Here is a 14,343-nt window from a genome sequence, read left to right as displayed (position 1 = left end):
AGCTCGACCTATCGACCGTCCCACGGTGAGCGTCAGCCCGCCGCCAGCCGTTCGACGAACCAGATCATCCCCATCACGAACACGCCGGCGGTCACGGCACCCGTCACCCAGAGCGACACCCGGTGCGCCTTCCGCCGCAGCAGCGAGAGCGGCGGGAACACGATGACGATGATCGCGAGCTGCACGGCCTCGATGCCGACGTTGAAGATGAGGAGCGAGACGAGCAGCTGCCAGGAGAACGCCTCGTGGATGCCCAGCGCCCCGGCGAACCCGAGCCCGTGGATGAGCCCGAACGCGAAGACGACGGCCAGGCGGGTCCACCCGGCACGGTCGAGCGAGAAGTGTCCGTGCTCGCCGACCACCAGCTCGTCGGCCCGCGACCGACGACGCCAGAGCCGCCACAGGTACCAGCCGGCGACCGCGGCGATCGACAGGGCGATGAGCGGCTCCACGACGATCGCGGGCGGGCTGACCACTCCGAGGGCGGCGAGGATGAACGTGATCGAGTGGGCGATCGTGAACGCGGACGCCGTGTAGACGACCTCGCGCAGTCGACGCGACCCGGCGATGAGCGCCACGAGGAACAGGATGTGGTCGATCCCGGTCAGCAGGTGCTCGGCGCCGAGACGGAAGAACTCCCAGAAGCGCTCCCCCGCCGACTGCTCGGTCGAGAACGTGCGCTGCGAGGCGTCGAGGGTGGCCGAACCCGTCCGGTCGTCGACGTCGTAGGTGACGATCGTCTTGGTGTCGCGCACGAAGGTCTCGTCGTCCGGGAACAGCTCGGACGACACCACGTGCCCGGACTGCGTCTCGGACGGTTCCGGGCAGGTGAAGTCCGCGGTCACGTGGGCGTACGGCACCTCGTCCTGCAGGTCGACCGTGACGGTGTCGTCGAGCGTGCCGGTGCAGGCCTGCCCGCCGGCTCCGGTCACCGTGAAGCGGTCGAACACGTACTTCCCGATCGCGTCGGTGTGCGCCTCGGCAGCCGTCACCATCCCGGGGAAGTCCCCGTCGTCCCAGGCCTTCTGCCCCTGCTCGTGCAGCGCGTCGTCGTGCTCGCTAGTGGCCACCGAGACGAGCATCAGGTCGTACTCGAGCCCGAGCTTCGCCTGCACGACCGTCGGCTTCGTGGACGTGACGTCGGCGTAGACCACCGAGCTGAAGCCGTGCGCCGACGCCGGTGCCTCGCCCGCGAGCACACCGATCACGACCACCCCGAGCAGCACGAGCGCGGCGACGACCCGTGCGACGAGCGCGGACGCGGGAGACGGGTGGGCAGGGCGGGCGCGCAGGAGCGCGGCGGTGGTTCCGGAGGGCACGCGCAGACGATCCGGCCCGCAGACGACCGGCAGGTGAACAGCCGGTGACCAGCAACGGGACGGGTGTTGGACAGGTCCCCCGACCGGCCCGGGGCGGCCGACGGGCGTGCTTGCATGGTGCCGTGACCCGCCTCGCCACCCGGACGACCGTCCTGTTGACCGCCGTCGCCCTCGCGGGTGCCGGCGCCGTCCTGCTGGCCGGCTGCTCCGGGGCGTCGGACGACACCACCGGCGGCACCGGCCCGACGACGACCGCGTCGGCGCACGCCTCGGCCGGGGTCCTGGGCGCCGGGTTCTCCGACCCCGACCAGCCGCCGGCTCCCGAGGCCACCATCCACCCGGAGCCCGGTTCGTGGTCCGGTGTGCACGCCCCCGCCGGCTACGACGTCGTGCTGCTCTCCGACGCCGGTGACGCCGCCGACGCCCCGACCCGGACCCTGCTCGACGCCGTCGAGTCGTGGGCCGCGGACGAGGACGTCACCGTCACCCCCGTCTCGGCGAAGGACGCCGACGACCGCATCGCCGCGGTCCTGCGCGCCGTCGACGCCGAGCCCGACCTGGTCATCACCGTCGGCAACCACATGGTCGACCCGCTCGCGGCCGTCTCGCCGACCGCGCTCCACCAGCAGTTCCTGGTCGTCGGTGCCGAGATCGCCGAGCCGACGTCGAACGTCACGGCGGCGGACTGGACGGGCGGCGGATTCCGCGGCGAAGGCCTCGGCCCGTCGAGCCACTACGACCCCGAGACCTTCACCGCGGACCGCGCGGCCCGTGGTCTGCGCGCCGGGCTCGCCGCCGTGCTCCACGACCTGCGCGGCATCGTCGTCTGGGTGCCCTGACCCGGGCGCTCCCCCGCTACGCGGTCTCCGGCTCCAGCACGCGCGCTCGCACCTGCGCCGCCGCACCGAGCGCGACGGCGTCGGACCCGAGCGTCGACTGCGCGAGCCGGATCGTCGCCCCGCTGACCGGCGGTTCCGCGGCGATCGCGGCCGTGATGGCCGGTTCGAGCAGGTCCCAGGACCGTGCGATCCCCCCGCCGATCAGGACGGTCGTGACGTCGAGGATCCCCGCGGTCAGCAGTGCGGCACGGGCCAGGCCCCACCCAGCGGTGGCGAAGACGGCGGCCGCGTCGGCATCCCCGGCGCGTGCGGCGACGGCGACGTCCCGTGCCGAGAGCATCCGGCCGGAGCGCTCGGCGTAGCGGTCGGCGATGCCGCGTGCGCCCGCGATGGTCTCCAGGTGCCCGGTCTGTCCGCAGGTGCACCGCGCGTCACCGAAGCCGGGGACGTGGCCGATCTCACCCGCGGCACCGCGCGGGCCGGCGAAGAGCCGTCCGTCGAGCACGAGCGCGCCGCCGACGCCGGTGCCGAGGGTCATCCCGAGCACGTCGGACTCCCCCACGACCGCGCCGGTGGCGATCTCGCCGAGCAGGAACGCGTTCACGTCGTTGTCGAGGGTCGCGGGGACGCCGAGGGCGTCCGTCACCGCCCGGGTCACGCCGTACCCGGCCCACCCGGTGAACGAGTTGCCGGTGACCAGGACGGTCCCCGTGGTCCGGTCGACGACGCCGGCCGCGCCCACCCCGACACCCGCCAAGGAGGCCCGGTGCGTCTCGAGCAGACCCGTCACGGCCCCGAGTGCGGCCGTCACGATCGCCGCCCCGCCCGCGTGGGCGGGCGTCGGCAGGTCGAGGCGGTCGATGACCTCGAGGTCGGGCGTGGTCAGGACGACCTTCGTGTTGGTGCCGCCGACGTCGACCCCGGCCAGGACCCGGGTCACGCGGTCACCGCCGCGAGCGAGGCGAGGCGCTCCGTTCGACGCTGCCGTTGCAGCACGGGGTCGGGCACCGGTACCGCGGCGAGCAACCGCCGGGTGTAGTCGGTGGTGGGGTGCAGGAGCGTCGTGCCGGTGGTGCCCTGCTCCTCCACGACGCCCTGGCGCATCACCACGACGCGCTCGGCGAAGTGCTGCACGACGGCCAGGTCGTGTGAGACGAACAGGCACGCGAACCCCAGGTCGTCCTGCAGCTCGCCGAGGACCTCGAGCACGGTCTCCTGCACGCTGACGTCGAGCGCCGAGGTCGGTTCGTCGGCGACGAGCAACCGCGGTTCGAGCACCAGCGCCCGGGCGAGCGAGACCCGCTGGCGCTGCCCGCCGGAGAGCTCGCGCGGGGCACGGGACGCCAGGGTCCGCGGCAGCCGGACGGCGTCGAGCACCTCGTCGATGCGGCGACGGCGGTCGGCCGAGGACATCCCGCGACGGTGCACGGCGAGGGGCTCCGCGATGCACTCGGCCACGGACATCCGGGCGTCGAGGGACGCCACCGGGTCCTGCAGCACGACGCCGATGCCGGAGCGGAGGGCACGACGGTCGCGGCCCTTCGCGGTCCGCAGGTCCTGCCCGAACAGCGACACCGTGCCGGACGTCGGCTTGATGAGCCCGAGCGCCACCCGGGCCGCGGTCGACTTGCCGGAGCCGGACTCGCCGACCAGGCCGACGGTCTCACCGGCGTGCACCGCGATGTCGATGCCCGCGAGCGCGTGGACGGCGCGCGCCCCGCGCCCGAACGTCACCGAGACGTCCCGCAGGTCGACCACCGGGGCCGCACCGGGCCTCCCGGCCGTCTCGGTCGGTGTGTCGGCGACGGGAGCCGACGGACGATCGCCCGCCACGTCGAGCCGCGGCACCGCGGCGAGCAGCCGCTTGGTGTACTCGTGCTGGGGTCGGAGCAGGACGTCCTCGACCCCGCCGGTCTCGACGATCTCGCCCTGGAGCATCACCGCGACCCGATCGGCGAAGTCCGCGACGACACCCATGTTGTGCGTGACGAGCAGCACACCGGTGCCGGTCTCGGCGGCGAGCGCACGGAGGAGCTCGAGGATCTCGGCCTGCACGGTCACGTCGAGGGCCGTGGTCGGCTCGTCCGCGATGAGCAGCTTCGGCGCGTTCGCGATCGCCATCGCGATGACCACGCGCTGGCGCTGCCCACCCGACAGCTGGAACGGGAACGACCGGGTGCGCGACTCGGGGTCGGGGATGCCGACGCGACGGAGCAGGTCGACGGCCTCGGCCGCGGCGGCGGACGCGGAGACGTCCCGGTGGTTCCGGATCACCTCGGCGATCTGCGCACCGACGCGGGTGAGCGGGTCGAGGGCGGTCGCGGGCTCCTGGAAGACCATCGAGACGGTCGAGCCGCGCAGTGCCCGGAGCGCGGGTTCGCCGGCGCCGACGACCTCGTGGCCGGCGACGACGGCGCTGCCCGATGCCGTCGCGTTGCCGGAGAGCAGGCCCATCGCGGCGAGGGCGACGGTCGACTTGCCGGAGCCGGACTCGCCGACCAGGGCGAGGGTCTCGCCGGGGGCGACCGTCAGGGACACCCCCCGCACGGCGTCGACGGTGCCGGACTCGGTGCTGAAGGAGACGCCGAGGTCGGTCGTCCGCAGGATCGGTTCGGTCGTCATCAGCGGCCCCGTACGTCGAAGGCGTCCCGCAGTCCGTCGCCCACCGCGTTGAACGCGCAGACGACCAGGATCACGGCCAGACCCGGCGGCACGATGAGCCACCAGCGTCCGGAGTAGGCGGCGGTGAGACCCGCCGAGAGCATGCCGCCCCAGTCCGTCGCTGGCGGCTGCACGCCGAGCCCGAGGTACGAGACGTAGGCGACCAGCAGGATCGCGTCGGCGACCTGGAACGTCGCCGCGACGACGATCGTCGACACCGAGTTCGGCAGCAGGTGCTTGCCGATCGCGCGGGCGTGCGAGCCGCCGATCGCGCGCAGTGTCAGGACGTAGTCGCGGTTCTTGAGCGTCAGGGTCTCGGCGCGGATCAGGCGGGACGGCACGAGCCACGACACCAGGCCGAGGATGACGATGAGGCCGCCGACCCCGGGGTTCGTGATCGCCGAGATGACGAGCAGGATGAACAGGGCCGGGATCGCGATGCCGGCGTCGACGACGCGCATCATCAGGGCGTCGACCCAGCCGCCGACGTACCCGGCGACGGAGCCCCACAGCGTGCCGACGACGGTGGCCAGGACCCCGGCGGCGATGCCCACCATCAGGGAGACCTTGCCGCCGTACATCAGGCGGCCGAGGACGTCGTGGCCGACGGCGTCGGTGCCGAGCCAGTGCGCGGCGCTCGGGCCCTGGTTGGCCTGCTCGAGCAGCGTGTGGGTCTGGTCGGTCGGGTACACGAACGGGCCGACGAAGCAGAACAGCACGATGACGACGATCAGGGCGAGGCCGATCACGGCGAGGGTGTTGCCCCGGAACCGGCGGGCGGCGAGCCGGAACCCGGTGGCCGCGACGGTGACGGGGGCACCAGGGGCTTCGGGGGCCATCTGGACGGCGGTCATGCGCGGCTCGCCTTCACGTCATGGGTGGACGCAGTGTCGATGACTGACGTGGCGGTCATGCGCGGCTCGCCTTCACTCTGGGGTCGATCAAGGACTGTGCGACGTCGGCGAGCAGGGTGCCGATGACGGTCGCGATGGAGATGACGAGCACGCAGCCGAGCAGCGTCGGGTAGTCGGAGGACTGTGCGGCGTTCCAGAACAGCAGCCCCATGCCGGGGTAGTTGAACAGCTGCTCGGTCACCAGGGCGCCGCCGAACAGCACCGGCAGGTAGTACCCGAGCATCGCGACGACCGGGGTCAGCGAGTTCCGGAACACGTGCCGTCGCAGGATCGTCGCGGTCGAGGCGCCGCCGGCACGGGCGGTGCGGACGTAGTCCTCCTGCAGGTTCTCGAGCGTCGAGGCGCGCATGTACCGACTGAACACCGCGATCATCGCGAGGGCTCCGGTCACCACGGGCAGCACGAGTCCGGCGGGGTCCTGGAACACCTCGGCGAGGGTGGTGCCGCTCGGGGCCTGGGACGGCAGCCACGGCAGCTGCTGGCTGAAGACGATGATCAGGACGAGGCCGAGGAAGAACGCCGGCGTCGAGTAGAAGACGAACGCCAGGGCGGTGGCCGCGTAGTCGACCGCACCGTTGCGGCGGGCCGCCTGGAGCATCCCGACCGGGATCGCGACGACGAGTCCGAGCACCGCGGAGATGCCGGTGAGCACGAGGGTCTTCGGCAGACGCTCGGCGATGAGCTGCGAGACCGGCTCGTTGAGCGTGTACGAGGTACCGAGGTCGCCGGTCAGCAGACGACCGAGGAACCGCAGGTACTGCACGGGCAGCGGCTGGTCGAGCCCCTGCGCCTGGTTGAACTGGGCGATCTGCGTCGGGGTCGCGGAGACGCCGAGCACGCCGCGGGCGGGGCCGCCGGGCAGCGCGTGCAGCAGGCAGAACACCACGACGGTGACGATGAGGATCACCGCGAGCGCCTGCAGGACGCGCCTGGTGAGGTAGAGAGCTGTGGTCATGCGGCTTCCGATGGTCGGATTGGAGACGTGCGAGGGACGGGAGGCGCGGTGCGCGTCGGACGCGCACCGCGCCTCCCATCCGTGGTCACGGTCTTACTTGTTCCACTTCCACTGGGCCGGGTGGAAGTTGGCGAGCGAGTCCTGGTCGAAGCCGGACAGGCCCTTCTTGACGACCGAGATCTGGTAGTCGGGGCTCGGCAGCCAGATCACCGGCAGGTCCTTCGCGACCGCGGCGCTGTAGTCCTGCACGGCGGTGGCGTCGGTCGAGGTGGTGGTCGCGTCGATCAGGGAGTCGACCTCCTTGTTGGAGTAGCTGCCGAAGTTCGCCGAACCGCCGGTCTGGAACAGCGACTCACCGGTCGGGTAGGCCGGGAAGTACCAGCTGCCCGCGGTGCCGAAGAACGACAGGTCCCAGTCGCAGCTGGCCTCGTCCGAGGTGCAGGTCGGGGTCTGCGACAGCACGCTCGACACCGGTGCGGTCTTGATGGTGAAGTCGACGCCGGTCTTCGCGAGCGAGGACTGGATCGCGCTCATCATGTTGTCTGTCACGGTCGAACCGGACTGCGACAGCACCTGCATCGAGAACTTCGTGCCCTGCTCGACGCCCTCGCCGCACTGGCTGGCGGACGTGCCCGGGTCGGTGCAGACCATCGTGCCGCCCTGCTCCTCCCAACCGTGGCTGGTCAGCAGGTCCTTGGCCTTCGAGGTGCTGAACGGGTACGGGTTCGACTTCTGCACGTCGGAGACGTAGTCGGACTCCTGTGCCTGCGGGATCGGACCGTACGTCGAGGTGGCGGTGCCGTTGAAGACGACCTTCGACAGCGACTTCTGGTCGATCGACATCTGGACGGCCTGACGGGCGTACAGCTGCTTGAAGACGGCGCCCATCGTCGGGTTGTTGAAGTTGTACGGCATGTACGTGATGGCCCAGCCGGTCCACGGCTCGACCTCGTAGCCCTTCCCCGTGAAGGAGGACTCCTGGTCCATGTCGGTGGCGTTGATGTACCCGTAGTCGACCTCGCCCGAGCGGACGGCGTTCACCTCGGCGTCGGCCGTGGTGAACGGCAGCAGGTTGACCGTCGTGATCGACGGCTTCTCACCACCGTCGTACTTCTTGTTCGCCGTCAGGGTGACCTTGCCGGCCGTGGTGAAGGTCTTGACGCCGTACGGTCCGGAGATGGTCTTCCACAGGTCGTCGGTGGCGTAGTCGGAGATCTTGCCGGCGGCGGTGTTGAGGTACTTCCACACCTGCTTCGCACCGGCGGTGGTCTCGTCGGCGTTGGTCACCTTCGCGGTCGCGCTGGTCTTGTCCCAGGCGTGCTGGGGCAGCGGGATGATGTGGCTCAGCTGGTTGGCGAGCATCCAGTCCGAGTTGTAGGCCTTGTCGAACGTGATGGTGAAGTGCGTGTCGTCGACGGCCTTGAACGACGTCCAGTTGTCCGGTGCCTTGCCCTTGGAGTACGAGCCCCACTGGTCCTTGTTCGCCTTGATCAGGTTGAACCAGAACCCGACGTCGCGGCTCGTGATCGCCTCGCCGTCCGACCAGTGCCGGTCGCCGAGCGTCATGGTGACGCTCTTGCCGTCGTCGGCGAACTTCGCATCGGTGGCGACGGAGCCGGCTTTGTTCCACGCGATCTTGCCGGTGGAGCCGTCGTACGCGACGAGCGGCTCGTACAGCGACTGGGCGATGGAGCCGTTGTTCGTGTTGAGGTGCGCGGCGGTGCCGATCGGCAGGATCCAGTTCGGCGTGAAGTTGGCGGGGAGCGCGTAGTCGATCTCGTCGGTCGATCCCTGCGAGGCGTTGCCGCCTCCGGAACAGCCGGCGAGCAGCGCGCTCACAGCGATCGCAGCTCCGGTGAGGAGCGCCCAGCGACGGGGCTTGGACATGCGGTGTCTCCTTGTGCGAGGGACTTCGGGGAGGTGGAGCACGGGTGCCGGGCGGCACGAGGACAGTCAAGGACCAAAGCGATTGGAAAAACAAACATCTCGATGTAAAAACTGCGTTACTGCCGAACGGACGAAAGGGTGGACCGCTCGATCCGCCCCGTAGGCTCGCGGCAGAACGGACCACCGACCGGTGTTCCGCTCCCGTTCCGCCCGGATTGGAGAAAGTCGTGGCCGATCTCAGCGCCCGCGTCCTCGAGCTCGTCGCCTCGGGGCAGGCCGCCAGCCGGACCGAGATCGCGAAGGTGCTCGGAGCCGCCCCCTCGACCGTCTCGCACGTCGTCGGGCAGCTCCTGGAGCACGGGATCCTCGCCGAGGAAGGCACGGACGTCTCGACCGGCGGCCGCCCCCGCAAGGTGCTCCGCATCGGCGGCGTCGACGAGTACGCGGTCGCCGCGGACGTCGGTGGCGGGCACGCGCGCATCGGCGTGGTCCTGCCTGGAGGCGCGCTCGAGTCGGTCGCGAACGTCCCGTTCGCGCTCTCCGACGGTCCGACCGCCGGGCTCCAGCGCCTGGCCGCGCTGCTCGAGCGGCTCGCCGACGACCGTGGTCGCGAGGGGCTGCGGGGTGTCGGGCTCAGCCTGCCCGGGCCCGTCGACGTCGTCGCCGGCGTCGTGGACCTGCCGAGCCGGATGCCGGGGTGGAACGGGTTCCCCGTGGCCGCGTGGCTGAGCGACCGGTTCGGCCTGCCGGCGATCGTCGACAACGACGCGAACTGCATGGCGGCGGGTGAACAGACCGTGCAGGACCCGGCTCGACGCCAGACCATCACGATCAAGGCCGGATCGGCGATCGGCGCGGGCATCGTCATCGACGGCCGGCTCTACCGCGGGTCGACCGGGGCCGCCGGGGACATCACCCACGTGCGGATCGACGCCGCCGGGGACACCCCGTGCTCGTGCGGCAACACCGGCTGCCTCGAGACAGTGGCGTCCGGTGCCGCCCTGGTCCGGATCCTGTCGAACGCCGGGGTCGACGTCGCGTCGACCGCCGACGTCGTCCGGCTCGCCTCGGACGCGCACCCCGAGGCCACCCGTGCCGTGCGGATGGCGGGCAAGTACCTGGGCGAGGTGCTCGCCGCCAACGTGAACTTCTTCAACCCCGACGCCGTGTACCTGGGCGGCATCCTGTCGACCCTCGACCCGTTCATCGCCGCCGTGCGGAGTCAGCTCTACGAGAGCTGCCACCCGTTGATGACCCAGCACCTGGCCATCGAGCCGGTGTCGCTCGGCGCCGATGCCGGGCTCGTCGGCGCCGGGCAGTTCGCGCTGCAGCGGGGCCTCGCCGCCTCGCTCGAGGAGCTCTCCGCGCCCATTCCCCAGTCCACCACCAGGAACAGGAGCGTCCGTGTCTGAGACCGGTCCCGTCACCCCAGCCGTCCCCGTCGCCGCAGCCAGCACCGCTGGCGCCGCTGACGTCCGTCGCCCGGTCATCGCGATCGCCGGGCTCGCCATCGAGACCTCGACGTTCACGCCGACCCGGACCCACGCCCCCGCGTTCCACCCGGACCGCGGGGACGAAGCCGTCGCCCGCTACCCGTTCCTGGCGACCATGGCGGACCGGGCGGACTTCCGCGGGGCGCTCATCGGGCACGCGCTGCCCGGCGGGATCGTCGACCGGGCGTCGTACGAAACACTGGCCGACGAGATCGTGGAGCGGCTGCGTGCGCTGGGTCCGGTCGACGGGCTCTGGTACGACATCCACGGCGCGATGGTGGTCGAGGGGCTCGACGACGCCGAGACGGACCTGCTCGGCCGCATCCGCGCGGTCGTCGGCCCCGACGTCATCGTGTCCGCGTCGATGGACCTGCACGGCAACGTCACGCGCGAGCTCGCCCACCGGGTCGACCTCGTCACCTGCTACCGGATGGCCCCGCACGAGGACACCCTCGAGACGAAGGAGCGTGCCGTCCGGAACCTCGTCGACGTGCTCACCGAACGACCCGTCGGTGCGCAGCGCCCCGTGAAGGCCTGGATCCCGATCCCCGTCCTGCTGCCGGGCGAGCAGACCTCGACCCGTCTCGAGCCGGCGAAGTCCCTGTACGCGCAGGTCCCGCTCGTCGAGCAGACCGAGGGCGTGCTCGACGCCGCGATCTGGGTCGGGTACGCGTGGGCCGACCAGCCCCGCGACCAGGCCGTCACCGTCGTCACCGGGTGGGACGAGGCCGCCGTCGCCGCCGGTGCCGAGCGGCTCGCACGTGCGTTCTGGGACGTCCGCGAGGACTTCGTGTTCGTCGCCCCCACCGGCACGTTCGAGGAGTGCCTCGACGCAGCGCTCGCCCCGGGTGCCGCGAAGCCGTACTTCGTCTCGGACTCGGGTGACAACCCCACGGCCGGCGGCTCCGGGGACATGACCTGGGGCCTGACGCAGGTGCTCGCCCGCCCGGAGTTCCAGGACCCGTCCGGCCCGACCGTCATCTACGCGAGCGTGCCCGGACCGGCCGCCGTCGCCGCGGCGGTTGACGCCGGCGTCGGTGCGACGATCACCGTAACCGCCGGTGCCGAGGTCGACCACGTGCACGCGGGCCCGATCACGATGACCGGCCGGGTGCACGCGATCAAGCACGGTGACCGCGACGCCGAGACCGAGGTCGTGCTGCAGGTCGGCAGCGTCTTCGCGATCCTGACGAAGTTGCGGAAGCCGTACCACCACGAGCACGACTTCACCGACCTCGACCTGGCACCGCGGCAGGCGGACGTCGTCATCGTGAAGATCGGGTACCTCGAACCGGAGCTGTTCGACATGTCCGCGGACTGGATGCTCGCCCTCACCCCGGGCGGTGTCGACCAGGACCTGCTGCGCCTCGGGCACCACAGGATCGAGCGGCCGATGTTCCCCTACGATCGAGTGTTCCCGACGGCACCGGACCTCCGCGCCCGCATCGTCCCCGCCTCCAACGAACCGCTCGGAGCCCCTGCATGAGCACCACCGCCGCACTCGAGATCGCCGTGACCTCTCCGGCGGGTGCGATCACCGCGCGGGACGGCGGCGCCGACCGCGTCGAACTCTGCGTCGGGCTCGAGCTCGGCGGGCTCACCCCGTCGCAGGCCCTGGTCGAGACGACCCACGAGACCGGGATCCCGGCGCACGCGCTGGTCCGCTGCCGTCCGGGCGGGTTCGTGCACTCCCCCGACGAGGTCGAGCTCATGGTGCGCGAGGTCCGCACGGTCCTGCGCTCCGGGGCCGCCGGCGTCGTGGTCGGTGCCCTGCGCCCCGACCGGACCCTGGACGAGGACGCCCTCCGCCGCTTCGTGGACGCCGCCCGCTCGGTCAGCGCCACGGCCGAGGTCACCCTGCACCGCGCGATCGACCACGCGACCGATCCCGTCGCCGCTGCCGGGTCGCTCGCGGCGCTCGGGTTCACCCGCGTCCTGACCTCGGGTGCCGCCCCCACCGCGGTCGCCGGCGCCGAGACGATCGCGCGCATGGTCGAGGCCGCCGGGCCCGTGCAGGTGATGGCCGGCGCCGGGGTCACCCCCGCCGACGTCCGCGCCCTGCTCGCCACCGGCGCCGCAGCCGTGCACCTGTCGGCCAAGCGTCCGGCCGCGGACAGCACGCACGCCGGGGTGCCGATGGGCGCCGGGGACGACGGCTCGGCGCACTTCGTCACCGACGCCGAGGTCGTCGCGGCCGCGCGGCGCGCGCTCGACGCCTGAGTCGTTCACCGTCACACGGGAATGGCGGCCGTCGGCACCCGCTTGACGCCCCCATGACATCGTCAGCAGCGCGCCGCGGGTGGCTCAGCGTCACGTCCGTCGCACTCGGGTCGTTCGTGCTCGTCCTGTCCGAGTTCCTGCCCATCGGACTGCTCCCCGCCATCGCCGACGACCTGGACGTCGGCATCGGCACCGCCGGCCTGATGGTCGTCGCCACCGGACTGGTCGGCGCCGTCGCGGCACCGGTCGTCACCGTCCTGACCTCGCGACTCGACCGCCGGGTGGTGCTCGTGTCCCTGACCGTGCTGCTCGTGGTCGCCGACGGCCTCGCCGCGATCGCGCCGTCGTTCTGGGTGCTGCTCATCGCACGGATGCTGCTCGGTGTCGGCATCGGGGGCTTCTGGGCCATCGGCGCCGGGATCGCCGGGCGACTCGTCCGGCCGGAGCTGACGATCCGTGCGACCTCGCTCATCACGGCCGGCGTCTCCGTCGCGACCGTCGTGAGCCTGCCGCTCGGCGCCCTGGTGTCATCGCTCGCCAGCTGGCGTCTCGGCTTCGTGATCGGTGGGGCGCTCGGTGTCGTCGCGCTCGTCCTGCAGCTGGCGATGCTGCCGAGGATCCCCGCGCAGCAGCGGGTGCGGTTCGCCACGCTCGGGTCGCTGCTCCGCGTGCCCCGTGCCCGGGTCGGGCTCATCGCCGCGGCCTTCGTCTTCGCCGCCCAGTTCGCCGCGTACACCTACATCGCGCCGTACCTGCAGCAGCTCGTCGGCGTCGGCCCGGACACCGTGACGATCGCGCTGCTGGTGTTCGGCGTCGCGGGCATCGTCGGCAACTTCGCCGCGGGCTTCACGCTCGACCGCAGTGTCCTCGCCACCATCGGGGCGTCGAAGTTCGTGCTCGCGGCGGCCGTCGTGCTGCTGCCGCTGCTCGCCCACTCCGTCGTGGGGGTCTTCGTGCTGCTCGTCGTGTGGGGCCTGGTGTGGGGTGCGCTGCCGCTCGGGATGCAGACCTGGATGTCGACGGCGTCGCCGGCCGGGTCCGAGACCGGGCTCGCGCTGTTCGTCACGACGATCCAGCTCGCGATCGCCGCCGGTTCGGTGCTCGGCGGTGCCGCGGTGTCGTCGTTCGGTCTGGCTGCTGACTTCTGGCTGGCCGGCGGGGTCGCGATCGTCGGCGCCGTCGTGCTCGTCGCGATGGGGCTGCGGAAGTCGAGTGCCGTGCCGGTGGTCGAGCCGGTCGCGGCCGACCCGACGCCGACCGGCCCGGTGGCCGTCGCCTGCCCCTGACCCCGGTCGGGATCGGTCGCAAGACACCGGTGTTCGCGCACTGAACACGCGCAGACCGCGGTTCAACGGGTGAACACCGGTGTTTTGCGGAATCGGTCAGGCCAGGATGACCACGCGGTCGGCCGCGGCGATCGCCACCGGGTCGTGGGCCGCGTGCACGACCACGACCCCTGCCGCGGCCTCGTCGGCGAGCGCCGCCACCACGAGCGCAGCCGACACGGCATCGACCCCCGCGGTCGGTTCGTCCACCAGCAGCACCCCGGCACGCTGCGCCAGCCCGAGCGCGACGAGCGTCCGCTGACGCTGCCCGCCCGAGAGCTCCTCGACGGGCCGGTCGGCGAGGTCCGTGATCGCCATACGCTCGAGCTGCGCGTCGACGATCGCCCGGTCGGCGCGTCCGAGCGGCCGCCACCACGCGCGGTGCCGCCACCGCCCCATCGTGACGGCCGCGCGGACGGTGAGCGGGAGCGTGGTCGGCGGCACGGACTGGGTCACGTAGGCGACGCCGTCGGACGGGAGGCCCGTCACCCGCCCGGCGGTCGGCCGCACGACGTCCGCGACCACGTCGAGCAGCGTCGACTTGCCGGATCCGTTCGGTCCGGTGAGCGCGGTGACGACCCCTGCGGGGAACGTCACGTCGAGCGCGTCGAGGACAGTCCGGTCGCCGAGGACGGCCGTCACGCGGTCCAGGTGGACGGCGGGTCGGGGCTCGGTCGGCTCGGTCGCAGGCACCTGAGCACGCTATCAGTATCGATACTCGTTTTCATGT

General features: G+C 71.9%; 12 protein-coding genes. 5 read left to right on the top strand and 7 right to left on the bottom strand.

The features are described from left to right. Positions 1-32: 32 nt before the first annotated feature. Positions 33-1,319, bottom strand: a complete 1,287-nt coding sequence (locus FFG40_RS04170) for a HupE/UreJ family protein (protein ID WP_185974080.1) — start codon at positions 1,317-1,319, stop codon at positions 33-35. Between the two features lie 122 nt (positions 1,320-1,441). On the opposite strand from FFG40_RS04170, the gene FFG40_RS04165 reads away from it, so the two are divergent. Next, positions 1,442-2,158 carry a hypothetical protein gene (locus FFG40_RS04165; protein WP_138802342.1) on the top strand — a complete coding sequence of 239 codons (717 nt, stop codon included), beginning with the start codon at positions 1,442-1,444 and terminating at the stop codon, positions 2,156-2,158. Between the two features lie 16 nt (positions 2,159-2,174). Here the strand turns inward: FFG40_RS04165 and FFG40_RS04160 are convergent, their stop codons facing one another. The 5 genes from FFG40_RS04160 to FFG40_RS04140 form a co-directional block, all read right to left on the bottom strand. Further along, entirely contained in the window at positions 2,175-3,098 is a 924-nt protein-coding gene (locus FFG40_RS04160) for an ROK family protein (RefSeq protein ID WP_138802341.1), read from the bottom strand. After that, positions 3,095-4,780 carry an ABC transporter ATP-binding protein gene (locus FFG40_RS04155; protein WP_138802340.1) on the bottom strand — a complete coding sequence of 562 codons (1,686 nt, stop codon included), beginning with the start codon at positions 4,778-4,780 and terminating at the stop codon, positions 3,095-3,097. Before FFG40_RS04155 ends, FFG40_RS04160 begins: the two co-directional genes overlap by 4 nt. Then, positions 4,780-5,673, bottom strand: a complete 894-nt coding sequence (locus tag FFG40_RS04150; RefSeq protein WP_027467217.1) for an ABC transporter permease — start codon at positions 5,671-5,673, stop codon at positions 4,780-4,782. Before FFG40_RS04150 ends, FFG40_RS04155 begins: the two co-directional genes overlap by 1 nt. A gap of 55 nt (positions 5,674-5,728) precedes the next feature. Beyond that, the gene (locus tag FFG40_RS04145) at positions 5,729-6,688 is read right to left on the bottom strand and encodes an ABC transporter permease (protein WP_027467218.1); all 960 of its coding nucleotides are present in this window, start codon (positions 6,686-6,688) and stop codon (positions 5,729-5,731) included. A 93-nt stretch (positions 6,689-6,781) separates the two neighbouring features. Further along, a complete protein-coding gene (locus FFG40_RS04140; RefSeq protein WP_138802339.1) occupies positions 6,782-8,575 on the bottom strand; it encodes a peptide ABC transporter substrate-binding protein in 1,794 nt (597 codons plus the stop codon). Between the two features lie 227 nt (positions 8,576-8,802). Here FFG40_RS04140 and FFG40_RS04135 point away from each other — a divergent pair, with 227 nt between their 5' ends. From FFG40_RS04135 to FFG40_RS04120, 4 genes are read left to right on the top strand one after another with little or no spacing between them, the layout of a single operon-like run. Further along, complete coding sequence (locus FFG40_RS04135) at positions 8,803-9,987, top strand: ROK family protein (RefSeq protein ID WP_083404204.1); 1,185 nt, start codon at positions 8,803-8,805, stop codon at positions 9,985-9,987. Then, on the top strand, positions 9,980-11,554 hold the full coding sequence (locus tag FFG40_RS04130) for a M81 family metallopeptidase (RefSeq protein WP_138802338.1): 1,575 nt from the start codon (positions 9,980-9,982) through the stop codon (positions 11,552-11,554). Before FFG40_RS04135 ends, FFG40_RS04130 begins: the two co-directional genes overlap by 8 nt. Continuing rightward, entirely contained in the window at positions 11,551-12,288 is a 738-nt protein-coding gene (locus FFG40_RS04125; protein WP_071245156.1) for a copper homeostasis protein CutC, read from the top strand. The genes FFG40_RS04130 and FFG40_RS04125 overlap by 4 nt, the downstream gene beginning before the upstream one ends. 53 nt (positions 12,289-12,341) lie before the next feature. Beyond that, positions 12,342-13,574 (top strand): MFS transporter, encoded by a 1,233-nt coding sequence (locus tag FFG40_RS04120; protein WP_138802337.1) that lies wholly within the window; start codon positions 12,342-12,344, stop codon positions 13,572-13,574. A 96-nt stretch (positions 13,575-13,670) separates the two neighbouring features. Here FFG40_RS04120 and FFG40_RS04115 read toward each other — a convergent pair whose 3' ends face one another. Then, the gene (locus FFG40_RS04115; RefSeq protein WP_260678785.1) at positions 13,671-14,306 is read right to left on the bottom strand and encodes a metal ABC transporter ATP-binding protein; all 636 of its coding nucleotides are present in this window, start codon (positions 14,304-14,306) and stop codon (positions 13,671-13,673) included. Positions 14,307-14,343 lie beyond the last annotated feature (37 nt).

The organism is Curtobacterium sp. KBS0715 (assembly GCF_005938005.2).
GTDB lineage: Bacteria > Actinomycetota > Actinomycetes > Actinomycetales > Microbacteriaceae > Curtobacterium > Curtobacterium flaccumfaciens.
The sequence above is the reverse complement of the archived record's forward strand: the minus strand, read 5'-3'. Positions and strand labels throughout refer to the sequence as shown.

What these genes read in the sequence shown, in the direction of transcription:
- FFG40_RS04120 (WP_138802337.1), top strand. Translation starts at nt 12,342, where the DNA reads ATGACATCGTCAGCAGCGCGCCGCGGGTGGCTCAGCGTCACGTCCGTC.
- FFG40_RS04150 (WP_027467217.1), bottom strand. Translation starts at nt 5,673, where the DNA reads ATGACCGCCGTCCAGATGGCCCCCGAAGCCCCTGGTGCCCCCGTCACC.
- FFG40_RS04125 (WP_071245156.1), top strand. Translation starts at nt 11,551, where the DNA reads ATGAGCACCACCGCCGCACTCGAGATCGCCGTGACCTCTCCGGCGGGT.
- FFG40_RS04145 (WP_027467218.1), bottom strand. Translation starts at nt 6,688, where the DNA reads ATGACCACAGCTCTCTACCTCACCAGGCGCGTCCTGCAGGCGCTCGCG.
- FFG40_RS04155 (WP_138802340.1), bottom strand. Translation starts at nt 4,780, where the DNA reads ATGACGACCGAACCGATCCTGCGGACGACCGACCTCGGCGTCTCCTTC.
- FFG40_RS04140 (WP_138802339.1), bottom strand. Translation starts at nt 8,575, where the DNA reads ATGTCCAAGCCCCGTCGCTGGGCGCTCCTCACCGGAGCTGCGATCGCT.